The 22,029-nt window shown below is 41.3% G+C and carries 20 protein-coding genes; 9 read left to right on the forward strand and 11 right to left on the reverse strand.

What is annotated here, in order from left to right; translation table 11 throughout:
- Nucleotides 1–76 precede the first annotated feature (76 nt).
- From ABNK31_RS14295 to ABNK31_RS14315, 5 genes are read right to left on the reverse strand one after another with little or no spacing between them, the layout of a single operon-like run.
- Nucleotides 77–1,654 (reverse strand): DUF3945 domain-containing protein, encoded by a 1,578-nt coding sequence (locus tag ABNK31_RS14295; protein ID WP_418893144.1) that lies wholly within the window; start codon nucleotides 1,652–1,654, stop codon nucleotides 77–79.
- A gap of 44 nt (nucleotides 1,655–1,698) precedes the next feature.
- Nucleotides 1,699–2,004, reverse strand: a complete 306-nt coding sequence (locus tag ABNK31_RS14300; protein WP_327065278.1) for a helix-turn-helix domain-containing protein — start codon at nucleotides 2,002–2,004, stop codon at nucleotides 1,699–1,701.
- Between the two features lie 50 nt (nucleotides 2,005–2,054).
- Complete coding sequence (locus tag ABNK31_RS14305) at nucleotides 2,055–4,136, reverse strand: bifunctional DNA primase/helicase (RefSeq protein WP_238867472.1); 2,082 nt, start codon at nucleotides 4,134–4,136, stop codon at nucleotides 2,055–2,057.
- The gene (locus ABNK31_RS14310) at nucleotides 4,133–4,519 is read right to left on the reverse strand and encodes a helix-turn-helix domain-containing protein (RefSeq protein ID WP_238867471.1); all 387 of its coding nucleotides are present in this window, start codon (nucleotides 4,517–4,519) and stop codon (nucleotides 4,133–4,135) included. Before ABNK31_RS14310 ends, ABNK31_RS14305 begins: the two co-directional genes overlap by 4 nt.
- A 5-nt stretch (nucleotides 4,520–4,524) precedes the next feature.
- Nucleotides 4,525–4,851 (reverse strand): helix-turn-helix domain-containing protein, encoded by a 327-nt coding sequence (locus tag ABNK31_RS14315; protein ID WP_238867470.1) that lies wholly within the window; start codon nucleotides 4,849–4,851, stop codon nucleotides 4,525–4,527.
- A 778-nt stretch (nucleotides 4,852–5,629) separates the two neighbouring features.
- On the opposite strand from ABNK31_RS14315, the gene ABNK31_RS14320 reads away from it, so the two are divergent.
- The 7 genes from ABNK31_RS14320 (at nucleotide 5,630) to ABNK31_RS14350 (ending at nucleotide 10,837) form a co-directional block, all read left to right on the forward strand.
- Nucleotides 5,630–6,796, forward strand: coding sequence for an ATP-grasp domain-containing protein (locus ABNK31_RS14320; RefSeq protein WP_418893145.1), 1,167 nt, complete (start codon nucleotides 5,630–5,632; stop codon nucleotides 6,794–6,796).
- Entirely contained in the window at nucleotides 6,793–7,539 is a 747-nt protein-coding gene (locus ABNK31_RS14325; RefSeq protein ID WP_418893146.1) for an esterase family protein, read from the forward strand. The genes ABNK31_RS14320 and ABNK31_RS14325 overlap by 4 nt, the downstream gene beginning before the upstream one ends.
- Nucleotides 7,540–8,140: 601 nt before the next feature.
- Nucleotides 8,141–8,608, forward strand: coding sequence for an AAA family ATPase (locus tag ABNK31_RS14330; protein WP_418893147.1), 468 nt, complete (start codon nucleotides 8,141–8,143; stop codon nucleotides 8,606–8,608).
- Nucleotides 8,533–9,090, forward strand: coding sequence for a DUF4143 domain-containing protein (locus ABNK31_RS14335; protein WP_418893148.1), 558 nt, complete (start codon nucleotides 8,533–8,535; stop codon nucleotides 9,088–9,090). The genes ABNK31_RS14330 and ABNK31_RS14335 overlap by 76 nt, the downstream gene beginning before the upstream one ends.
- Before the next feature lie 191 nt (nucleotides 9,091–9,281).
- The gene (locus ABNK31_RS14340; protein ID WP_418895414.1) at nucleotides 9,282–9,509 is read left to right on the forward strand and encodes a type II toxin-antitoxin system Y4mF family antitoxin; all 228 of its coding nucleotides are present in this window, start codon (nucleotides 9,282–9,284) and stop codon (nucleotides 9,507–9,509) included.
- Nucleotides 9,510–9,512: 3 nt separating this feature from the next.
- Nucleotides 9,513–9,839 (forward strand): HipA N-terminal domain-containing protein, encoded by a 327-nt coding sequence (locus ABNK31_RS14345; protein WP_418893149.1) that lies wholly within the window; start codon nucleotides 9,513–9,515, stop codon nucleotides 9,837–9,839.
- Nucleotides 9,836–10,837, forward strand: a complete 1,002-nt coding sequence (locus ABNK31_RS14350) for a HipA domain-containing protein (protein WP_418893150.1) — start codon at nucleotides 9,836–9,838, stop codon at nucleotides 10,835–10,837. The genes ABNK31_RS14345 and ABNK31_RS14350 overlap by 4 nt, the downstream gene beginning before the upstream one ends.
- 375 nt (nucleotides 10,838–11,212) lie before the next feature.
- Here ABNK31_RS14350 and ABNK31_RS14355 read toward each other — a convergent pair whose 3' ends face one another.
- Nucleotides 11,213–12,358, reverse strand: coding sequence for an IS110 family transposase (locus ABNK31_RS14355; protein WP_418892990.1), 1,146 nt, complete (start codon nucleotides 12,356–12,358; stop codon nucleotides 11,213–11,215).
- A 600-nt stretch (nucleotides 12,359–12,958) separates the two neighbouring features.
- Here ABNK31_RS14355 and ABNK31_RS14360 point away from each other — a divergent pair.
- Nucleotides 12,959–14,593, forward strand: a complete 1,635-nt coding sequence (locus ABNK31_RS14360; protein ID WP_418893151.1) for an ABC-F family ATP-binding cassette domain-containing protein — start codon at nucleotides 12,959–12,961, stop codon at nucleotides 14,591–14,593.
- A gap of 57 nt (nucleotides 14,594–14,650) precedes the next feature.
- Nucleotides 14,651–15,985: a DEAD/DEAH box helicase gene (locus ABNK31_RS14365; RefSeq protein WP_418893152.1), complete on the forward strand. Its 1,335-nt coding sequence runs from the start codon at nucleotides 14,651–14,653 to the stop codon at nucleotides 15,983–15,985.
- A 105-nt stretch (nucleotides 15,986–16,090) separates the two neighbouring features.
- Here the strand turns inward: ABNK31_RS14365 and ABNK31_RS14370 are convergent, their stop codons facing one another.
- From ABNK31_RS14370 to ABNK31_RS14390, 5 genes are all read right to left on the reverse strand, one after another.
- Nucleotides 16,091–16,603 (reverse strand): helix-turn-helix domain-containing protein, encoded by a 513-nt coding sequence (locus ABNK31_RS14370; RefSeq protein WP_418893153.1) that lies wholly within the window; start codon nucleotides 16,601–16,603, stop codon nucleotides 16,091–16,093.
- A complete protein-coding gene (locus ABNK31_RS14375) occupies nucleotides 16,593–16,991 on the reverse strand; it encodes a hypothetical protein (protein ID WP_418893154.1) in 399 nt (132 codons plus the stop codon). The genes ABNK31_RS14370 and ABNK31_RS14375 overlap by 11 nt, the downstream gene beginning before the upstream one ends.
- Before the next feature lie 224 nt (nucleotides 16,992–17,215).
- Nucleotides 17,216–18,796 carry a hypothetical protein gene (locus tag ABNK31_RS14380; RefSeq protein WP_418893155.1) on the reverse strand — a complete coding sequence of 527 codons (1,581 nt, stop codon included), beginning with the start codon at nucleotides 18,794–18,796 and terminating at the stop codon, nucleotides 17,216–17,218.
- Between the two features lie 207 nt (nucleotides 18,797–19,003).
- On the reverse strand, nucleotides 19,004–19,210 hold the full coding sequence (locus ABNK31_RS14385; protein WP_418893156.1) for a hypothetical protein: 207 nt from the start codon (nucleotides 19,208–19,210) through the stop codon (nucleotides 19,004–19,006).
- 1,316 nt (nucleotides 19,211–20,526) lie between these two features.
- On the reverse strand, nucleotides 20,527–22,026 hold the full coding sequence (locus ABNK31_RS14390; protein ID WP_418893157.1) for a RagB/SusD family nutrient uptake outer membrane protein: 1,500 nt from the start codon (nucleotides 22,024–22,026) through the stop codon (nucleotides 20,527–20,529).
- Nucleotides 22,027–22,029: the final 3 nt, after the last annotated feature.

Raw genomic sequence — 22,029 nt, forward strand, 5'->3', positions numbered from 1 at the left:
AATGTTTTGATTTTATAGTGTTGATATTTTGCACTTCCAAAGCCTCTCCGTCAACTGACGGAAGGTTGGAGGGGCTTTACATTTTTCTTCCCCGTGATTTTTTTTGCTGTTTTTCTTCTTCCTTTTCTTGTTTTTCAACCTGCTTTTCCGTCGGTTTTGTTTGTCCTTTTTCTAAGGGTTCCTTGATGTTTTTTGTCGCTTCATTGGTTTTCCCGTCTGAATTAACTGCTTTTTGTACTTTGGAAGCTTCGTCGGGTTGAGCGGATTGTTTGGCGGCTTTTTTCTGTTTATTGGGATTACCGAATGAAAATTCCGTTTTTCCTTTTTCAACGTTAAAGGTTAGATAACCTTTGTAGGTCTTTCCCTTTTTATCTACCAAATCATCTACATAAATGGTCTGTCCCGACTTGAATTTTTCGTACTGCTCATCGCTCAGTTCTTTTCCGCGAATAAAGCGTGGCGCTTCGCCGTTTTCCTGTGCCTGACGGTTTTGTTTGAATTGTTCACGATCAAACATAAATTCCACGTAACGCTTATCAGCATTGAACTGTACGGTAGCGTTAAATTCCGTTCCTTTTCGAGAAATCATTCCTTCCAAATAGAGCGGTTTGCCCTCCTGTAAGGTCTGTTTTTGTTCATCGGTAAGTTTTACTCCTTTAATTTCATCGGGAATTTTGATTTTGTCAGCACTCAAAGCGATAAGTTCATTGGTAAGTCTGTCCACGCTGATAACGGAAGGGATTTGTTCGCCTGTTTTTCTGTTTTCCAACATCACGATACGTCCCATATTGCCGTGTTTAAGCAGATTCTCCTTGTCTTCCGGCGTAAACTCGTGTCCGAAAAAGGGTTGATGCACATTGACATCTTTGCGAACGCCGTGCATGGCAACCACGGTGTTGCCGTCTTCATCGGGTTGTAACGATAATCGGGCTTCACTGCGGGTAATGACCGTCCCCAGATTAAGAGAAATCGGTATCAATTGATTGGTCTTAAAACCTCTCAACAGGTCATCCATTACATTCATTTTTTGCAGTTTTTCTTGGCTGACACCCATTTTTTCGAGTGTTCCCCAATCGATATCTTCTACCTTGTAGCGATAATCGGAAGCATTGCTTGTTGTGTCCATTGTCTCTTTATTTTGTGAATGAGTAGTATTTTCCGGACCTTTTTGTTGAATTTTATCCGGACTGATGTTTTGTTTTAAATTTTCGTTTTTTACTTCGTATTTTTCCAACATGGCATTGCCGGCGGGGGTAGGGTCTTTCAGGATACTTTTGATGGTTTCCGCTAAAAAACTTATTTTAGGGATAGGTATTTTAAACACCCTAAAACGTGTCGGATCTTTGAGTTGGGCTACGAAATTGCTGTAAAAATTGGATAAGAAGTCGCCGTTTTTATCCAATCGGATAAAGTCGGGATTGTTCTCTTGGGTCGGATCTACGGTTTTGAGTTTTCCGTTTTTGTCAAGCTCTTTAACCGCTTGAAGCGTCTGTTTTTCTTGGTCGAAAACAAGAAGGGTTTCCGAGAATTCGTCTGAATGTGCAATGTTTCTTGCAGGATTTTGTTCGTTCATGCCGTTTTTTTCTGAATAGTCATCACCGATGATATCTGCTAGTGCAGGATGTTCTGTTTCGGGATAGTCGTTTACATTCATATTTATATGTTTTTTTCGGCAAAATTATATCGGGATTAACTCTGTTACCGTTTTTTGTCCGTTCGTGGCTCTATTTGGCGTTGTTTGGCGCATCGTCCCGAATTGCCTTCGAATACTTCACGAATGAATCGATTTACATCGGATAGTTTGTAGTAGATTTTACCGTTCATTTTAAAGAAAGGCAGTTCGCCGGACGAACGAAAGCGTTGCAAGGTGCGATGACTGATTTTAAGCACTTGAAGCATATCCTGATTATCCAATAAATCTTCGCCGTCGAGACACGTTTTTTTCTTGATGAGCCGTTCCAATTTCTCGTCGATCAAGTCGAAACGGTCGATTAGTCGATCCATATAAGCACGAAATTCTTGTTTGTCGATGAGCATAGTCGTAAATGAGTTTTTTAAAGTTTGCCTAATATGTAATAAGCCGTGTTGGCACTGTCTTTTACCACTATTCCGTTTTCCGACATAAATCGGATGTAGCTTTTGGCTGTCCGTTCTTTCACGTCCATCAGCAGTTCTATTTCCTGTAATAGCTCGGAATAGGTAAATCGTTTTTTGTCTGCTAAAATCTCTTTGGCAAGAGCGGTTAATTCCACTTCCTTGCGTTTCTCCTTTTCTTTTTGTGGCTTTTCTCCACGATAAACGTGCATTCCCTTGTGTTTATCCCACGAGAACTGCATCAAAGGCACATCCAAAGGACTTCCTTCCCGCACTTTAAGTGTTTTTACCACTGAAAATTCAGGATTCTGTGTATCTTTTTCGATAGATAGAATGGCAGCCGCTTTGCGTTGTAACTCGGAACCGAGATGTCCCCTAAGTTTAAAACTATTCGGAACGAAATGCAGCACACAGATGATGCAGGTACGGTAAATTCCGGCTAATCGATACAGTTCTTCCACCACGGCAATGCTTTCGGTTTCATCGTTGGTGCTTCGGACAAGATCGGCTACGCCGTCGATGATGACCAATTGGATGCCGCCGAAAAAATGGTGATAATAGTCCATGCTGTCTTGAATGGATTGCAGCCGCTCCCTGCGGGACATTGCAGTGAGGTAATAGGCTTTCAGCCATTCGGGTTTGCTTTTTCGTCCGGCTCTTCTGAGCAGCAAAGTTGTGTTTTTATAGAGTTGATTTTCCGATTGTTCGGTATCGTAGAGCAACACGGCTTTACCGTTCCTGTTTGCTTGCACATCCAAGCCTAATGAATCGACTTCAAAACCGTCTTCCGCCAAAGTTCCGGCTGCTATGGCCGACGCGTAATTGCTTTTTCCGGTACCTTCGCCACCGGTGATGCAGAAAAGGTTGCCTTGCGTGCCGAGCGGAACCTCATTCACGCTGACGATGTTTTCGGTCAGTTCGGGCGGATTATAAAAATCCACTTCGCAGGATTTTATCAGTGTCATGGTTTGTGCGTATTTTGTGTTGAGCAGATCGATGATAAGTCGTTGGAAATCGTCTCTACCGTTTCCTTTGGCAAAATAGTCGGATATGTCTTTTTCCGTTTTATTACCTGCAAGAGGCAGCACTAAACGTTGTATGTTGTATTTTTCTAAGACGGCAAGGTGTTTTTCCGATGCGGAAAGTCCCGTTTCATCGCTGTCGTATAATAGGATAATATGTTTGAAACGGTGAGCAAGCATCTCGATGATGTCGGGCGGAATGTGCGATGTTTCGCTGTTGAAACAGACGGCATGAAATCCTTTGGCATAAAGGCTCATCACGTCTTTTTCGCCACCTGTTATGAACAGAATATCTCCACGATTGGGCAGTTGTCGCAATCCGAAACAATAGTTCGCGGGTATTTGTCCGCCGTATAGAAAACGAAGTCTGGATTTGGGACGATATAATTTTACGTAGCTTTCTCCGATGTAACCGAATATCGGTTCGTTGATAGTTGCTTGAAGCTCGTAAGTTTCATTGTCTTTATTTACGGATTTAAATTCGGAAAGGGATCTTACTCGAAAATAGTTTAATGTTTTCTCGCTGATGCAGAAGGTTTTCCAAAAGGCAAGTTCACTTTGTGAAAAGGCTTTTTCGGTAAACTCATAAGGTTTGGCAATGGTTTTTATGATATGATCGGATACAGGTTTAATTTTTTGAAAATTTGATGTCGATACAGATTGAGTTTTACTTTTTTTCTTAAAGTTTGTCTGTGGTATGAAGTTGTCCGGTTTTTCATCTAAACAGAGGTTTAGATCAAGGTTGATACTTTGTACCACTTGCAAAAAATCCCGGCGAACATCCAATCCTTTGATTTGGGCGACAAATGCAAAACAGTCGCCGGAATAATCGGGATTACCGAAATCTTTTATTTTAAAGCAGAGATTATGTCGGTCGTAATAAACATTGCAGGAAGCGTTTTTATCGTCATAAAAGGGATTTTTGAAGTTTTTTCCCAGCTTGAAATCAAACGGAATATAGTGTTTGAAAACGTTTAAACCGTTTTGCGTCGCTGCTAAAATGGCGGATTTGGTAATCATAGTGTATTGTTGCAGGAACTATTGTGCCAAAGGCTGTTTGTAATTATTTCTTCTTTAAAGTCGGATAGTTTGGCTAAAATTTGAGATTTGTTGGTGTTTTGCATTGTCAGGCTGCCGTTTTTGATGGCAATAATCAAATCTTTATATGGATAGAGAGCATTACCTCGTTCATCATAACGGAAGGGGATGGTGTGACTTTCACGCCAACGATATAGCGTAGATTTTGAAACTCCCAAGGTATCCATCACTTCACGTGATGTAAGTTCAAGCGTCTCTTCCAATTCGCTGAACAAATCGGATGTACGTCTGACGTATTGTTCAATGTCCGTGATCTTTTTCATCAGAACTTGAAAGGCTTCACTTTCTAAGGTAATTACTTGCATAATGATTATTGTTTCCTAAATTGTTCTGTCTCTTGCAGTTTTTTTGCAACTCGGAATAACAGAGTGGAAGTAATGTCAATCGGAATAGTCACTTGAACGGTTAATTTGGATAATTCATTTTTTAACTCACTTTCATCATCCGAAAATAATTTACATAAATCCATTTTATAGAGTTGAGCCAAAGATAAAAGATACCTTAATTTTATCTCTTCGGGATTGTTCTCCAATCTGGAAATGGTTGCTATCGAAACATTCAAGATATCAGCGATATACTGCTGAGAATATCCTTTCTCCTGCCGTAATAATCTAAGTCTTTCTGCAATCTTTTTCATACTCATAAAATTAGTTTGCATTATGCGAATGATTCTGCAACTTCATGAAAACTATTTTCATAAAGTGAAAATTTGAGCGCATAATGTCTTTGTTATTTAATTAGTTAAATCTTTTATTAAGCATAAAAACTAACTAAATAACAATTAAGTACGGCAAATCTAAGTGCAAGGTGCAAGCTTTTTATATAAAGACTTGCACCTTGCACTTATGATGTAGCAGAAATGTTTTTACTGAGTTTGTTATCAATTTATTTGGAGAGGGTTCAAAAATATACTATATTTGTACTCATGAATTGATATGTTAAGGTAGTCAAGTGGTATTCAGAAGATATTCAAAGAATTGCTACAAAAATGCTACAACTGATAATCTAAAATAGCGCAAATCTTTTATTAGTATATAGTTTGGACAGATGGTTCACAATCCGTCCATACCGCTAGGTACCGAAGACAAGAGGTGCCAAAATTAAGACAAGCCCCTCATATTCAGTGAATATGAGGGGCTTTTTCTATTTATTCTTTCTTGCTCGAAAGTCAAGAATGTGGTATTTTTACATGTGCTTGTTGTATATTCTATTTTTTTCGGGTAATTTTCAAAAAAAATCCTGCTCTTTAGAAACCACGGGGGCGGAAATATTCCTCTTATATAAAAGAAAAGGCATTCTTTTATATAACGAAACCTCATGTATCATCCACAATTAATTAGAATCGGGCGGTTGATTGATAAAAAAATTCTATTTTTGCAGCATACTTTATAGGGTTATCAAAAAATGGTGTATAGATGAATTTTATCTTTTTCTCTCCTCATTTTCCTGCGAATTCCACCGAATTCTGTTTTTATTTAAAACAATTCGGTATCAATGTGCTCGGCATCGGCGATGCGGAATATGATTCGTTCAACGCGCGGTTGAAATATGCGTTGACGGAATATTATAAAGTATCCGATATGGAAGATTACGAGCAAATACTTCGCGCCGTAGGATTTTTTACCCACAAATACGGGAAAATCGATCGATTCGAGTCGCTAAACGAATATTGGTTGGAGCTGGAAGCAAGGATTCGAACCGATTTTAATATCTTCGGAACGAAAAACGACTTCATCCAAAATCTGAAGAAGAAATCGAAGATGAAATGGTTTTTCGAAAAAAGCGGTGTCAAAACCGTTAAGTGCCATTCGTACACGACAAGAGAGGACGCTTTGAATTTTATCGATGAGGTGGGTTATCCGGTCGTTGTAAAACCCGATTCGGGATTGGGCGCCAACTTCACTTATAAAATCGGAAATGAGTTCGAATTCGATAATGTCACCACAAACAAACACCTCGCTCACGAAAACTTTATCATTGAAGAATTTGTCGACGGGGTTATATATACCTATGACGGGCTGATCGATATCTATGGGAATATCCTGTTCGAGAACTCGCATCTCTTCGAGCAAAGCATTATGACCGTCGTCAATAACGACGACAACTTGTATTATATCTGCCTTCCAACGATTGACCCGAGGGTGCGCAAGGCGGGAAAGGACATTCTCAAGGCATTCGATGTACGGGAGAAATTTTTTCATATCGAACTTTTCGAACGCAAAAATGATCAATCCCTTATCGCCCTGGAAATCAATATGCGCCCGCCCGGAGCATGGATGACCGATGCCATCAATTATTCGTATGATGACAATATTTATGAGCGATGGGCGGCGATGATCGCCCAAGCGCCTGTGAAGCAGCAAGGGGAGGGAAAATACTTTACGGGCTATGCAAGCCGCAAGAGCCATAAAACGTATCGATATACGCACGAAGAGATTATCCGTCAATACGGAGATAGAATAGTATATTTCAACTCTATAGAGAAGGTTTTCAGCCGGGCAATGGGCGATTTCGCCTATCAGTTCAGGGCAAAGACCTATCCCGAAATAAAACAAATGATCAACGACATACAACAAATATGAATTACCGGAACGAATATAGCCGGCATTTAGGCCGGAACATGGAATATAAAATATACGGACATCGGGGCAAACCCGTATTGGTGTTCCCTACCTCCGAAGGCCGTTTTTATCAATATGAGGATTCGGGTATGATCCATGCCCTTCGTGATTTTATCGAGGCAGGCAAAATCCAATTATGGGCGGTGGATAGCATCGACAGCGAAACATTTTTCTCTAAAAGTTGGGATAAACTGGCTCGAATCCGTCGTCATGAACAATATTTCAACTATCTCAACGACGAACTCATCCCCTCTATTTTACGGACAAGCAAAGAAAATAACAACGGCGTGGAGCAACAGTTATTGGTAACCGGCTGCTCGATGGGCGCGTATCACGCCGCCAATTTTTATTTCCGTTATCCCTGGTTTATCGATTCGGTCATCGCAATGAGCGGAGTATACTCCACCGATTATTTTTTCGGAGATTACCGTCCTACGGAGATTTATTTGAATTCGCCGGTCGATTATTTAAGGAACAATAAAGACCCCTATTATGATGACCGGTTCCTGAAAAGCCGGCTGATTTTTTGCTGCGGACATGGGGCTTATGAAGAATTGGCCATTACCGAAACAACCCGTTTAAAGGAGGTCATGAATGATAAAGGCATCCGCGGATGGTTCGATTTTTGGGGAAGCGACGCCAATCACGATTGGGATTGGTGGCAAAAACAAATCTATTATTTTATGGGAAAGATCGTAGGTTGAAACGCTCGAAAGGGTCTCTACGTATGATGAAGATGCTTTCTACAAATTTGAACGGGAAAGATTTTCGTTTATGATTTGATTGAAAAAACAATCTACAAACTTCATTAATGAACAATCTCTGGCAGCTACTTGCGGGCTTAGTTTAGCCTTGAATATAATCAGCGAACGATGGAAAGCTCAAAATACCCCGCCTACAGGCATAGAGAATACGTGGCACTTACATCGTTCCACAGGGAGGCACTGGTATGCCCAAGAAGGAAATGGGAACAAGACCACGCTATACGGGGTATAGCATGAGCATTGCCGCGGCATTCTTTGTAAATTACCAATTTTCGCAATGGTGCCGGCGAATATCATGTATCTGTCATAGCGGCAGCTTGCCGCATCTTATTTTCTTATTAATCTCCGCAAAGACAGCTACTCAGTACGGATTTCGAGAAATTTAAGGTGTAAAATAATGGGAGCAAAGCGGGAACTCCGAAATGGGGCAAGAAATGTGAAGATAAAAAATCTTACAGCCAATTATCCTCAAAAACATGTAATACGTTTTGTTTTCATGAAAAATTAATCTCCCTTTGCTGGGAAAACAAGAAAAATCTTTATGAAATATTTGAAGCGAATTGCCGATGAGCAGTTAAAATTACGTCTTGAAGCTTTTGGTGCTGTTCAGATAATGGGGCCCAAATGGTGTGGGAAGACAACTACTGCGGAAAAGCAAGCCAAGAGCGTTATAAAGATGCAAAATCCGGATACCCGGGAAAGTTATCTGGCAACTGCACAAACCAAGCCTTCCCTTTTGCTTAAAGGGGAAACTCCAAGATTGATTGACGAATGGCAAGTAGCGCCTGTATTAGGGGATGCGGTTCGCCATGCTGTAGATGAAAGAAGATTAAAGGGACAATTCATTCTTACTGGTTCGACAGTTATTGATGACGATGAGATTATGCATACGGGAACCGGAAGAATATCCAAGATGCCGATGTATCGGCTGAAATGGAAGGCACTTCCATTTCGACTTTTAACAATTATGTTGAAGCGTTGGAAAAACTTTTCGTTATTGAAGACATAGAAGCCTGGTCTCCTGCTATTCGCTCGGCAACAGTCATCCGAACCGGAAAGAAACGTTGTTTTGTAGATCCTTCCATTGCTGTAGCAGCAATGGGAACTTCTCCGCAGAACTTGGAACTTGATCTCAAAACATTTGGATTTATTTATGAATCGATGTGTATCCGCGACTTAAAAATCTACTCCCAATCCTTAGGAGGCAGATTATCATCCTATCACGATAGATATAGCTTGGAAGCCGATGCAGTACTTCATCTGGATGATGGAAGGTATGCACTCATTGAATGTAAACTCGGTAGCCGGGATATTGAAGAGGGTGCAAAACATTTAATTGAACTAAAAAACCTTGTGGAAGAAAAGAATAGGAAGGAGGAACAATCATCACTAAGGCTACCCGATCTTTTGATTATTTTGACAGGAGGCGAATTTGCCTATACACGGGCCGATGGCGTAAAAGTGATTCCGTTGGGATGCTTGAAAGATTGATAAGAACAAAGTATTTTGGTTCCGTGTACCTCTACAATACCTGCTCCATTCGTTTAAAGTAAAATTTTCCATTGCTTGCTCCTTTTTATGCAAACCTAGTCGAAAAATGATAAGGTTTGCGATTTATTTCAGCAAAATCGCAATATAATGGGATTTTCTTGTAAATTAAAAACAAAAATACTACTTTTGCCATCAAATCACAATATAATGGGATTATGGAAGAATTTGGAAACATCATAAAAGAACGGCGCAAGGCACTCTCCATTACACAGAGAGAACTTGCGGCATTAGCCGGAGTCGGGATTAATACGCTGACAAAAATCGAGCGGGGAGAAGCAAATCCCTCATTAAAGGTCGTTATGAGGATTCTCGATACCCTCGGTTTGGAAATGGACATAAAGATCAGGTCAATAGTATAGGTTATGAGAAAAGCGAATGTATATTACAATGGAATATTGGCGGGAAAATTAACCGAGACAACTGAAAAAGAGTATATTTTCAGCTATGATGACGTCTACTTCAAAGACACGGCGATGCCTTCAATCAGCCTTACTCTATCCAAAAACAAACAGGAGTACCGCTCAAGACATTTATTCCCGTTCTTTTTTAATATGCTCTCCGAAGGGAGTAACCGGCTTACTCAATCAAGAATGCTACGCATTGACGAGAAAGACCATTTCGGGATTCTATTAGCTACAGCCCAGAGCGATACGACCGGAGCCATAACCGTTAAACCCGTTACAATATGAAACAGATAACGAATTGTCCGTCTGTATTGGCGGCAGGATATGATACATATAGTCCCGCAGCTTTAAGAAGGCTTTTTGACAAACAAACGGTTTCTCACATGCTTCCATACGAAACGATTGAAAAGAGTGAGGAAGATGCAAAACTTTTTATGGAGAATAAAAAGCGTATCTCCATATCAGGCGTTCAGAGCAAGTATTCAATGGTGGTCAAAGACGGGAAATTGAAACTGACTCCAGAAAATGAGCGGGGATGGTATATATTAAAGCTCAAACCCTCGGAAATAAGAAATCCGTTGGAGTGTGCCGCCAATGAGAACCTTACCATGCAGATAGCCGAACAAGTATTTAAAATGGAGACGGCGGCAAACGGGCTATGTTTTTTCCAGGATGGAGAAATAGCTTATATAACAAAACGCTTTGATATAACTCCCGATGGAACTAAATACAGGGTAGAGGATTTTGCATCACTGGCAGGGCTCACTTCCGATAATGCAGGGGATAATTTTAAATACGATTATAGTTACGAAGAGGTCGCAGACTTAATAAAGAAATTTTTGCCGGCTTGGCCTGTGGAGCTCTTGAAATTCTACCGTTTGGTATTATTCAATTTTCTCTTCTCTAACGGGGACGCCCATCTGAAAAATTTTTCAGTTATCGACTGGGGCCGAAATGATTTTCGGCTTGCACCTGCCTATGACCTGTTAAACACCAGGCTCCATGTGGACGATACGGATTTTGCCTTAGACAAAGGTCTATTCAAAACAGACAGGAGTGAATTCTTTAAAGGAGGAAAAGCCATTGGTTTTTCCTTCAGGCAATTCGCCTTGTCGATAGGATTGCCGGAAACGATTGCCGATAAAGAATTATCCCTGTTTACGGCTAAGCATCCTTTAATAGATGAATTGATCGATCGCTCTTTCCTATCTGAGAAATTAAAAAGACAATACCGCATGCTTTATCAAACCAAACGGAACAGGCTGGCTGATACGAAACTCTGAAATTTGTCGTAAAATCGGCAAAGGTAGTTATTCAGCCTCCCTGTAAGGACATCATCCCCGGGAACTGTTCGGACATGAAACCGGAGAATAATTTTGTTTTTATAAATGTTATTCCTATATTTCCTCTATAAATCGAATAAAAAAGTATGCGGAAGTGTCTTGAGAAGGTATATATTTGTTGATTAAGAGCATACCAATCGGGATGAATGCTTTGGGGCTTCCATCAAAAACATTAATTTCCTCTTCGAACTCTTAGGTCTCTTGCTCGTGTCCAAAAGTGATTCCCTGCGAGAGTCAGTTTGCAAAACGGGGTAATGTATCCACCACAAATATAGGGACTTTACAAGGAACCCGTTATTTCTTTGTGACAGTTATTCAGGCAACTCCAGTGCTGAGTTTCTGCATGTATTCCTTGTCAAAATATTCATCCCTGGAGAGCAGTGACCAGATAATGACCAGCAGGTGGCGTGCTATGGCTACGGTACACTTCTGCTGCTTCTTGCCCCGTTGCCTCAACCGCCAGAACTTGTTGTAGAATATTGATCCCCGTGTCCTTGATGCTCCCCATGCCGCTTCCATTAAAGCTTTACGCAGATATTTGTTTCCGTGCGTGATTTTCCGGCTTTTGATCTTTCCCGCACTTTCATCGTTGCGGGGCCTGAGCCCCGCCCATGAAACCAGGGCGGCCGCAGTGGCGAACAGGGTCATGTCGGTTCCTATCTCGGAGATGATGATGGCGGCCGACTGCTCCTTGATGGCCGGGATGCTTTGCAACAGCGTGAATGCCCTGTCATAATGCTTTTTGCATAACTTGACCATTTCAATAAGGCATGTCTGTTTCTGTGCCTGGTGCATCTTTAAAGCCTCCATGTATTGTTTGAGCAAATCGATATCGGCCTGTTGGACGTAACCTTCGAGGGAATCACGCACCGTGTCGCGGCCATGCTTGTTCAGGGTCCTGCCGTGTATGAGCTTGACCAGCTTATCTGCCGAGCGTTCCCCTTCGAGCAGGGCGCCCACGACTTTTTGGTAACTTTTGCCGTCTATGTTGGAGACATAGTTGCTGATGCGGATATTACAGCTTTGAAGGATCATGTCGACGCGTTGTTCACAGCGTATGATATCCTTGTTTAACTCGTTAATGCGGCGACCGTACAGGCGTAGTTGCTGGATCATCGAGTCAGGGACAAAACTGTTCCGCACCAGTCCTTTCAACAGGGCCGTGGCAATCCATTGGGCATCCTTCACATCGCTCTTGCGCCCGGGAAGTTGTTTGAGGAACTGGGGATTGACAAGGTACATCCGGAAATCCTTCTCGAGCAAATGCCAGACCGGTTTCCAGTAAATGCCGGTACTCTCCATGCAAACTTCACTCACGTAATGGGACTTGAGCGTATTGCACAACCCTTTAATCTCACGGGTGGAAACTCCAAACTTCCTTTCACTTTTTTTGCCCTGTTCGTCCAGAATACACATGAATATGCTATCTTTGTGGATGTCAAGGCCGCAGACTGTTCTCATAATGTTATGTTTTTAAATTAAACTTTGTGCCTAGAGCACGTTAATTACTTATAGAACGCTGTGGCCTTGATTTTTATTTGCTCGTGTATAAAATCTCGACTTTTTTATTTAAGTTTGCCCAATCAATTAAGCGCACTTTTAGATATACTGTTATTTAATTGATAATCAGTAATTCCTTCTGGAAAGGACTAAAAGGCGGAGATGATTTTCTTGTTTACATAATTCATTAATTATAAAGCTATTGGACGCTACCTATTTGTCCCGTCCATACCGCTATGTACCGAAGACAAGAGGTGCCAAAAGTAAGACAGGCCCCTCATATTCAGTGAATATGAGGGGCCTTTTCTATATATTCTGTCTTGTTCGAAAGTCAAGAAAAAAAGACAAAGCATCTAACCTAAACAGGGATCAACCCGGATTCTTATAGACTAAGCATAAATAGAATCTATCCACAACTTTTTGGGTTGATCCAGAAAAAACTTTCCGAAAAAATACGAAGATACAGTAAATAGGATATGCAGAAACCGTTACATCCCTCTTTTCATTTCCGCAACCCGATTTCAAAATGTATCTTTGCTGGCTGAAAAAATAAAACAAGATATGGTATTAGTGGACGGATTGGCCGTAGAGTTCGGAGGAGCGGCATTATTTTCGGATATCTCTTTCGTAATAAATCCCAAAGACCGTATTGCCCTGATGGGTAAAAACGGTGCGGGAAAATCGACCTTGTTGAAAATTCTGGCAGGTGTGAGGGAGCCGACCAAAGGACGGGTTTCCAAACCCAAAGATTTCACCATTGCTTATCTGCCGCAACACCTGATGACCGAAGATGAACGTACCGTCTTCGAAGAAACGGCGCAGGCTTTCGCGCACATCCACCGGTTGGAGGAGGAAATCGAGCGTATCAACAACGAACTGACTGTCCGTACCGATTATGAATCGGATGAATATATGCAACTCATCGAGCAGGTGGCCACGTTGAGCGAAAAATTTTATGGTATCGAGCAAATCAACTATGATGCTGCCGTGGAAAAAACGCTGTTCGGATTAGGATTTATACGAAGCGATTTCAACCGCATGACGTCGGAATTCAGCGGCGGCTGGCGCATGCGTATCGAACTGGCAAAAATACTTCTGCAAGACCCGGATCTGATTTTGCTTGACGAACCGACCAACCACCTCGATATCGATTCCGTGGAATGGTTCGAAGATTTTCTCATCAACAGCGCGAAGGCGGTGGTGGTGATTTCGCATGACCGTGCGTTTGTCGACAACATTACCAACCGCACCATCGAAGTGACCATGGGACGCATTTATGATTACAAGGCCACTTATTCGCATTATCTGGAATTGCGGAAAGAACGCCGCGAACAGCAGCAAAAACAGTACGACGAACAGCAGAAGATGATAGCCGAAACCAAAGAGTTTATCGAACGGTTTAAGGGCACGTATTCGAAAACGTGGCAGGTGCAGTCGCGTGTGAAAATGCTGGAAAAACTGGAGTTGGTGGAAGTCGACGAAGTGGATACCTCTGCGTTGAAACTGCGATTTCCTCCTGCGCCACGTTCCGGAAGTTACCCCATTATTGCTGAAAATGTAAGCAAATCGTATGATGAAAAGTTGATTTTCAAAGGAGTGAATTTCACCATCGAACGGGGAGAAAAAGTGGCCTTCATCGGCCGCAACGGCGAAGGGAAATCCACGCTCGTAAAATGTATCATGGGCGAAACCGATTTCGGCGGGAACTTGCAATTGGGACACAACGTGAAAATCGGCTATTTTGCACAAAACCAGGCATCGCTTCTCGACGGGGAATTGACCGTCTTTCAGACGATCGACGATATTGCCGTGGGCGATATCCGAACGAAAATCCGGGATATCCTGGGCGCGTTTATGTTCGGGCGGGAAGATATCGACAAGAAAGTAAAAGTCCTTTCGGGTGGCGAACGCACGCGCCTGGCCATGATAAAACTACTGCTCGAACCGGTAAACCTGCTCATCCTGGATGAACCGACCAATCACCTCGACCTGAAAACCAAAGATATCCTGAAACAGGCGTTGATAGATTTCGACGGAACGCTGATCGTGGTTTCTCACGACCGCGATTTCCTGAATGGATTGGTAAAGAAAGTGTACGAAGTCGGCAGTCAAAAAGTTACCGAACATCTCGAAGACATCTACGGGTTCCTAGCGAAAAAAAAGATGGAGAACCTGCGGGAGATAGAGCGGAAATAAGTTGAATGAACGTCTCTTAAAGCCTATATTGATGTCGGAATATCGTATCTTTGTCCCATGAAAGCAGAAAATCCGAACAAAAGCGTATTGTCCAACCTGGGGATCGCGAATCTGAATGAGATGCAGATCGCGGCCCGGGATGTGATTATAAAAGAACAAAACATATTATTGTTATCTCCTACCGGCACGGGAAAAACCCTGGCATATCTGTTACCGATTCTTCAATTATTGGATGAGCATATCCCTAAGGTGCAGTGCTTAATCGTCGTACCATCCAGGGAGTTGGCCCTTCAAATAGAACAGGTGTGGAAGAAGATGGGCACGGCATTCAAAGTAAACGTTTGTTACGGAGGACACGCCATTGAAACGGAACTGAAAAATTTAAGCACCCCTCCGGCTTTGCTGATCGGAACACCCGGACGGCTGACGGATCACCTGGCAAGAAAATCTTTCGCTACCGAATCGATTAAAACCTTAGTGCTGGACGAATTTGACAAATCCCTGCAATTGGGTTTTCAGGAGGATATGAATACCATCCTCAGCCAACTGCCGGCCCTGCGGAAAAGAATCTTGCTTTCGGCGACCTCCGATGTGGAAATTCCCGATTTTGTACAGATGGAATCGCCTGTAACGCTCGACTATACAGAGGAAGAGAAGAGCGACACGCTTTCCATGAAACTGGTGTTGTCCCCCGAAAAGGATAAGATCGAATCGTTATTTCATTTGATCTGCTCCCTTCATTCCGAACCGGCGCTGATCTTCTGCAATCACCGGCAGGTCACGGAGCGGATTTGTGATTTATTGAACAAGAAAGGGATATACGCGGCCTATTATCATGGCGGTATGGATCAGGACGACAGGGAGCGAACGCTAATTCGATTCAGAAACGGGAGCTTGAACTATCTGGTTACGACAGACTTGGCCGCCAGAGGATTGGATATCCCGGAAATGAATCATGTCATTCATTATCATCTGCCGGGCAAAGAAAGCGAATTTATCCACCGGAATGGGCGTACGGCACGCATGGACGCTTCGGGAACCGCATATATCCTACAATTCAAGGAGGAGAAAATGCCGGATTACATTCCGAATGACATCGAGGTATTGTCCGTTTCGACAGGAAACCCTTTGCCCGATCGACCCAAATACCAGACAATCTATGTGAGCGGCGGCAAGAAGAATAAGTTAAATAAAAGCGATATCGTCGGCTTCTTCTTACAAAAAGGAAAACTGGATACCTCCGATTTGGGTTTGATTGAAGTGAAAGATTTTATTTCTTTTGTCGCGGTCCGTTCGCCTGTGGTAAAAACGCTTCTGGCGAATATCCGGGAGGAGAAAATGAAGGGTAAAAAGTATAAGATCGAAGTGGCCAGGAGTGATCGGAGGGACTGAGCCCGATAAAGTACAACATAGACCAGAAAAAAAGCGCCCCAAAATAACGGAGCGCTTTTTCGCCTATGAGAGAGCCATGAAAATTGTGTTTATCTATAATCTATATTATACCGCTTTGTGGGATTTATTCGTAAGCATGCGACTTTTGATAGGCGGCATGCCAAACCGCGACGTATAGGCGTTAACAAGGTGCGTCAGGTTTTTAAATCCGTATAATTCCGCAATTTCTTTCAGCGTTATATCGGAGTTTAAGACTAATGAACGAATTTCATCCATCTTCTTGTCCAGCATCCATTGATAAGGAGTTTCTCCGAAGAACTTTTTGAAATGACGGGTAAATGTCTTTTGAGAATTGTATCCACACCGGATACCTAATTCACTGGCGTTTCTACAGGCAGAATAATTGCGTAGCACATACTCATGAAAAACTTTCGTTTTGGTTGTATGAGGAATCAACTTCATCAAGATAATCTCCTGATCGGGCGAAGACGTCACACAACTCTCCCCGCCATTCGAAAAAGTAAAAGTGCAAGCGGATACATCCGACAATACATACTTCTCGATTTTCTTTTGAGAATTTTGCGGGTTTACGGTTGATCTATTCGCGTTAACGTCCATATTGCCTTTGCGTTAAAATTCCCACATACGTTTCCGAATCCAAAATAACCCGTAAAGTATACGTGCCGGCACGCAACGTCGCGATATTGATGACTTCAACAGCCTCTCCTTGTACATCAAAATTGACCCGGCGGAATGTCCTCCCGCCGCTGATCTCAACGGTGGCCGCACCGGTGTAATTTTGAATGTGTAGGGTTAATTCTTCCCGGGTATTCTCGGCTTCTACGGTAATAGGCGATCCCGAACGGGTTGTACCACCTTCCCTACTTAAGGCTATTTTATCCTGATAATCAAACTTTATCTCTTCGCTTTTTTCTACTGAAAAAGCAGAGAAGAGAAACGCAACACACATTAGTAATCCCATTAAAAATACATTTCTTTTCATCATTCAATTTTTTAATATTACGTTGTTATTTCTGAGAATCAAAACGCTTTCCAAACGTTATCAATTACAGACACAAAGTAATGAAGGAAAGACATAAAAAACAACCCCCTCTCCTTATTTTAACGGGTAAAACAGATCTAAATCACTAAATACAAGAAAATTAACATGGACAACTTTAACACCTCCAAATCGACAAACCAGCTATATATTACGAAAAAAGCACAAAATCAAGCCGAAAAAATCGATATATCCATCCCTTTTTCCGTCATTTTTTTCTTCAATTGCGATTTTCGGGTACGAATGCTTTGGAGAGAGGCATTCATAAAAGTCGCGATTTGACGATTATCGGCATGACAAGCTACCAGCATCAATAGCAACTTATCCGTTTCATTCAAATGGGAATCCGCGTCCTGAATACCCGTATATTGAAAGAAGGTCTCGGCATCCGGAAGCAACTCTTCCGGCAAATCACGCAGTTCCGTTTCCGTGGAACGCAAAAGCGTCCGCATCGATTCGTATATTTTAGGTTGCGAAGAGACATATCGTTGGGATAATTGGTCGAACTGCTCCTGTAAGGAAGTCAGCCGTTCGGAAATATGGCCGTATAACGCCATAAGCCATTTCCTCTTATTCGCTTCTTCGGTAAGCAACTGTGTTTGTAATGTCTGCTTTTGATTTTCATGTTCGGAAACCATTAATCTCATTTTTGCTTTGCGCCGATGGCGGCGATTGATCATCATCACCAGAATGAGCACCATCAATAATAATAAAGAAAGTACGACGGTACTGAGCATTGTTTGCCGGGAGCGTAATGCCCGGTTTTCCGCTTCAGATAAATCATATTTCTTTTCCAACTCCATCACCTGCGTATCCAACCGCTTCTTAACCGATTCTTTATATATTTCCGAAGCCTTTTTAAGATAATTATTTGCTAGCCCAAAATTGCCCTGTTTCTCAGCAATATATGCAACATTCTCATAAAAAATATAATTATGTCTATAGGTAGAATCTTTAACCATATCAATAGCTTTTTGGGCATAATACATAGCACTGTCCAGTTGTCCTATATTATTATATCTATCTGAAATATTAAAATATACTCGAGAAAAATCAATCTTTTCTTTCAGAAAAAGGCTTAAATTCAATTTTTTCTTTTCAAAATCCAGCGCTCTTTCATATTCACCTTGTGTATCATAATAAGCAGATTGTACATTTAAAATAAAATATTCTTTTTCAGGAAGTATAGAATAAAAGGTAACTAATGAATCCATATATTGTTTACTTTTTTCTTGATTCTTCTGAATCATTTCATTCCAAAAAAGCACTAAAAAAGCATCAAAAATATGAGTCGGTTCTTTTTCCAATCGCGCAAAATCGAGAGTTTCATTATAATAGTTGTTTGCAAGTTCAAAGTTTGCATTATTATAATGAATACTTCCCAAAAAGTAATTAATCATATACCCGATAGTCGGATTAGGATTAGGCTGTTTTTGAAATAACCGGTCGGCTTTTTTCAATGGCTCGTAAGCCGTACTATCATTCACCCCCATACGATTACGGACAATGCCCAAATAGATGAGAGAGCGAATGTAGTTTTCGCTTTTCGGATCGTGCTTCTCATAATAGTTGGCGACCTTTTGGATAAGCGAGTCGGAAGTAAAATCGACATATGTTTTATCTTCCGCAATCGTTACCAGCAAACGACGATAAGCCCTGTTTGCCCGCGAGAGCGTTTGCGGATCGAGAGTTTGTAAACTATCCGATATTTGCTCGGGAATGCTGTCAACCGCTTTATCCCATCGGGACAAACGATTATATATTTCTTTGTCTTGCCTATTATTACAAGATATAAGCAAGAACATACTTAACAGAAAAAGGACAAAATTAAATATCTTGCGCATTATTGAGATTAGATAGTTGTTCAGAACACAAACTTAACTAAAAATATCGAGATTCTATCTCGAACGGGGCAAATAAAAAATAATGGAAAGAATATTCCCGGGAAAAGAAAGATTTCAAGCCTGAGTTATCGGCTGCAACAACCATTTCCAAGCCGGCACAATATTGATCTGCTTGCTTTCCCGGGATATTATCCGCTCTTCATCCTTTGTGACGATAAAAAGGTTATCGCATCGGGTTGCACGTGCCGCCTCCAAAACACCCCGAATCTCTCTTTCGCAGGTAATTTCGTCCGTCATATCCCATGTGACAGGTATATGCATGGCATCCCGATTTTGACAGGAATAACCTTGCCCGTTGGGCTAAGAAAGGGTATCTTATCCGATTAAGACAAGAGTATTTCGCCTTTTCGGAATATAAGAACAAGCCGGATTATTCCCTTTATTTTGCTAATCGAATTTATCGTCCATCTTATATTAGCTTGCACACGGCATTGGCATTTTACGGAATAATACCGGAAGCGGTGGTGCAGGTTACCAGCGTGACATCTTTGAAAACGGCTTCATTTCGTAACGAATTTGGCGAATACTCTTATAAGAATGTTAAAGAAAACTTGATGTTCGGATACGAGTTGAAGCAAAAGATAAAAACAATCCGAAACTGACGGCATTCAGACGGAATATTTATTTTCCGGAACTGTTGTTCGATTTGGAATTAAGCGGCCATAAGCAAGAACGATAAATATCAAAGGTTGCGGATTTTTTTCCCGTTTCCTGTCCCTTCCGATGGCGTATTGTGCAGTATAAAAATAGCAGCCATGTTAGTACGCTCCAAGAGGCGTGACTTTTACGATTTGATGTTTTTATTGGCGCAAACGAAACCGGACTATGAATTTTTATCAAAGCGTTGTGGAATACATAACCTGCAGGAGTTTAAACATCCAACGGCCGAATTACTGAAAACGGTTGATTTGAAGAAAAAGCAAAAAGATTTTGAACATTTGCTATTCAATAAGCCCAATAGTGAAAAGATTTTGAGGTTTGGAGATTTCGTTGATTCGTTAACAGAATAAGAGGTCAACAACCATGAATGAAGTATTGTCAAGGATATCGAATGCACTGTCATCCATATCAATATTCAGAGACAAGTGGTCTTTATCAATAGAAGGGTTTAAATCATAAGCAGGAGATAACACCCACCCTTCTTCCGTCAAAATAAACCCATGTGTTCCAGCAAGGATTTGTGCTTCGGGAATATGACTTGCTTTCTCGTATTCATTCCTCCAATGTTTGTTATTCCGGACAATAATAATGATTGGAATAACAAACAAAAAAATAAGAATTGGCGTATAACGAGGAGATAAAAGGGCTGTGGTCGCTCCCCGAGAATTTGAAAATAGTGAAGATGCTCATTATTACGAAAAAGAAGGAAGAAACAATCGTGGAAAACAGAAAGAACAAATAGTTTACAGAAGGTTTAGATAAGACATCGACAACTCTAACAATAGAGAAATAAAAAACAGTAAAAAAATAGAGCTCAGCCAATACTGAGCTCTATTACAAAACATAATTTGTAATCCGTTTAGCTTTTTGGAATCACAAAAAAATAAAATAAATTCTTTTAGAAACCAATAAAATAACTAGTTTAAATACCCCTCATTTTGTTGGATAACCGCATTATTATCCTTTTCTTCACTCGGAATGGGTAGAATCAGTAAATACGAATAATCATTATTCCAACCGATTTCTTTCACATAAATATCGTTGTTAAGTGGAAAGGTGGGTGTTCCTGTTCTTTTCATGGTTTTTGTACCTAAATCCCTTGTAATATCAAAAAACCGATGTCCTTCGCCGAACAATTCTTTGCGTCTCTCGACCTTTACCAAATCGACCAAAACTCCACCGCTCACACTTTCCGGTGTAGGTACGAACGGACTTTCAGTAGTCGAAATCCTTCTTTCCTTACGAAGATCATCCAGATACTTCTTTGCATTTGCTTCATTTACATAAGCACCCGCTTCTGCAGCAATAAGATACACCTCGGACAAACGAATGATATGTGGATTATTGACATACAAATTACCTTCTCTACCAGGGTATTTATTAATAAAATATCTTATTTTTTTATCTTCGCCCTCTTTTTTAGTAACTAACTTTAATCGATAATCTTTCGGGTCTTCATTCAACAAATCAAATAGCTCTTGCGTAGAGCCACTGGCAGCATAACCGTCAGGACTTAAAACATATCCAATCGATTCTCGGTCGGCATTTTCCACATCGGAAGTATATAACTCAAAGATGGCTTCCGAGGAAAATGCTTCTCCCCATGATCTTACATAATCACTTCCGGCAATAAGAGAGTAAACTCCACCGTTTATTACATCTTCTGCCAAATCGTAGGATTTTTTATATTCTCCCATATAAAGATATATTTTTGCCAACAACGATTTGGCAGCCCATAGATTGATATAACCGTTTTTTTTGTCTTCAGACAAATTGGGCTTTTCAGTAGTTCCGATTGCATCTGTCAAATCCGAAACCATAAAAGAGTAAATATCTTTCACAGAGACTCGGGCAAGTTGCTCTTCTTTATTAATCACTCGATCAGCTTTTATGACGCCCCATGCATCTTTGTTCTTCAAGTAGGGCTCTCCATAAATGCGCACCAAGTCGAAATGTAGTAATGCCCTCAACGTCAAAGCCTGCGCTTTTATATCATTCAATTGCGCTTTCTCTGCATCAGATGAAGTTTGAACAGCGCCCGCGTTAATTCTTTCTAATAGGCTGTTGCATCTACCTAACATCCGATATCCATATTCCCAAAAAGAACCAGCATTCGTAGATGTCAGGGACGTAGTATGCCCGTAAGTGTACTGAGAAGCAGTTCTGTCACCCGCCGCCATGGTGCCCATATCGTCGCCACGCACATCGCCGTAGGTTACCAGATCGCAACCGTAATAGCTTGCCGATTTCATGAGAGTATAAATGCCATTTAAAGCGGCACTCGCTTCCTTCACATTCGTTACGACTTCATCTTTAGGCAACTCGTCGGATTGTGACACCTCCAAAAAGTCCGAACACGAAACCGTTGCAAAAAAAACCGTCAATAAAAATATTGTCTTATATAAATATGTATTCATTTT

Source organism: Limibacterium fermenti, from assembly GCF_041902845.1.
GTDB classification, from domain to species: Bacteria; Bacteroidota; Bacteroidia; order Bacteroidales; family Dysgonomonadaceae; genus Limibacterium; species Limibacterium fermenti.

What these genes read in the sequence shown, in the direction of transcription:
- ABNK31_RS14305 (WP_238867472.1), bottom strand. Translation starts at nt 4,136, where the DNA reads ATGATTACCAAATCCGCCATTTTAGCAGCGACGCAAAACGGTTTAAAC.
- ABNK31_RS14330 (WP_418893147.1), top strand. Translation starts at nt 8,141, where the DNA reads ATGAAATATTTGAAGCGAATTGCCGATGAGCAGTTAAAATTACGTCTT.
- ABNK31_RS14320 (WP_418893145.1), top strand. Translation starts at nt 5,630, where the DNA reads ATGAATTTTATCTTTTTCTCTCCTCATTTTCCTGCGAATTCCACCGAA.
- ABNK31_RS14370 (WP_418893153.1), bottom strand. Translation starts at nt 16,603, where the DNA reads ATGGACGTTAACGCGAATAGATCAACCGTAAACCCGCAAAATTCTCAA.
- ABNK31_RS14325 (WP_418893146.1), top strand. Translation starts at nt 6,793, where the DNA reads ATGAATTACCGGAACGAATATAGCCGGCATTTAGGCCGGAACATGGAA.
- ABNK31_RS14300 (WP_327065278.1), bottom strand. Translation starts at nt 2,004, where the DNA reads ATGGATCGACTAATCGACCGTTTCGACTTGATCGACGAGAAATTGGAA.
- ABNK31_RS14355 (WP_418892990.1), bottom strand. Translation starts at nt 12,358, where the DNA reads ATGAGAACAGTCTGCGGCCTTGACATCCACAAAGATAGCATATTCATG.
- ABNK31_RS14375 (WP_418893154.1), bottom strand. Translation starts at nt 16,991, where the DNA reads ATGATGAAAAGAAATGTATTTTTAATGGGATTACTAATGTGTGTTGCG.
- ABNK31_RS14310 (WP_238867471.1), bottom strand. Translation starts at nt 4,519, where the DNA reads ATGCAAGTAATTACCTTAGAAAGTGAAGCCTTTCAAGTTCTGATGAAA.
- ABNK31_RS14315 (WP_238867470.1), bottom strand. Translation starts at nt 4,851, where the DNA reads ATGAAAAAGATTGCAGAAAGACTTAGATTATTACGGCAGGAGAAAGGA.
- ABNK31_RS14345 (WP_418893149.1), top strand. Translation starts at nt 9,513, where the DNA reads ATGAGAAAAGCGAATGTATATTACAATGGAATATTGGCGGGAAAATTA.
- ABNK31_RS14350 (WP_418893150.1), top strand. Translation starts at nt 9,836, where the DNA reads ATGAAACAGATAACGAATTGTCCGTCTGTATTGGCGGCAGGATATGAT.
- ABNK31_RS14295 (WP_418893144.1), bottom strand. Translation starts at nt 1,654, where the DNA reads ATGAATGTAAACGACTATCCCGAAACAGAACATCCTGCACTAGCAGAT.
- ABNK31_RS14335 (WP_418893148.1), top strand. Translation starts at nt 8,533, where the DNA reads ATGGAAGGCACTTCCATTTCGACTTTTAACAATTATGTTGAAGCGTTG.
- ABNK31_RS14390 (WP_418893157.1), bottom strand. Translation starts at nt 22,026, where the DNA reads ATGAATACATATTTATATAAGACAATATTTTTATTGACGGTTTTTTTT.
- ABNK31_RS14385 (WP_418893156.1), bottom strand. Translation starts at nt 19,210, where the DNA reads ATGCATATACCTGTCACATGGGATATGACGGACGAAATTACCTGCGAA.
- ABNK31_RS14360 (WP_418893151.1), top strand. Translation starts at nt 12,959, where the DNA reads ATGGTATTAGTGGACGGATTGGCCGTAGAGTTCGGAGGAGCGGCATTA.
- ABNK31_RS14365 (WP_418893152.1), top strand. Translation starts at nt 14,651, where the DNA reads ATGAAAGCAGAAAATCCGAACAAAAGCGTATTGTCCAACCTGGGGATC.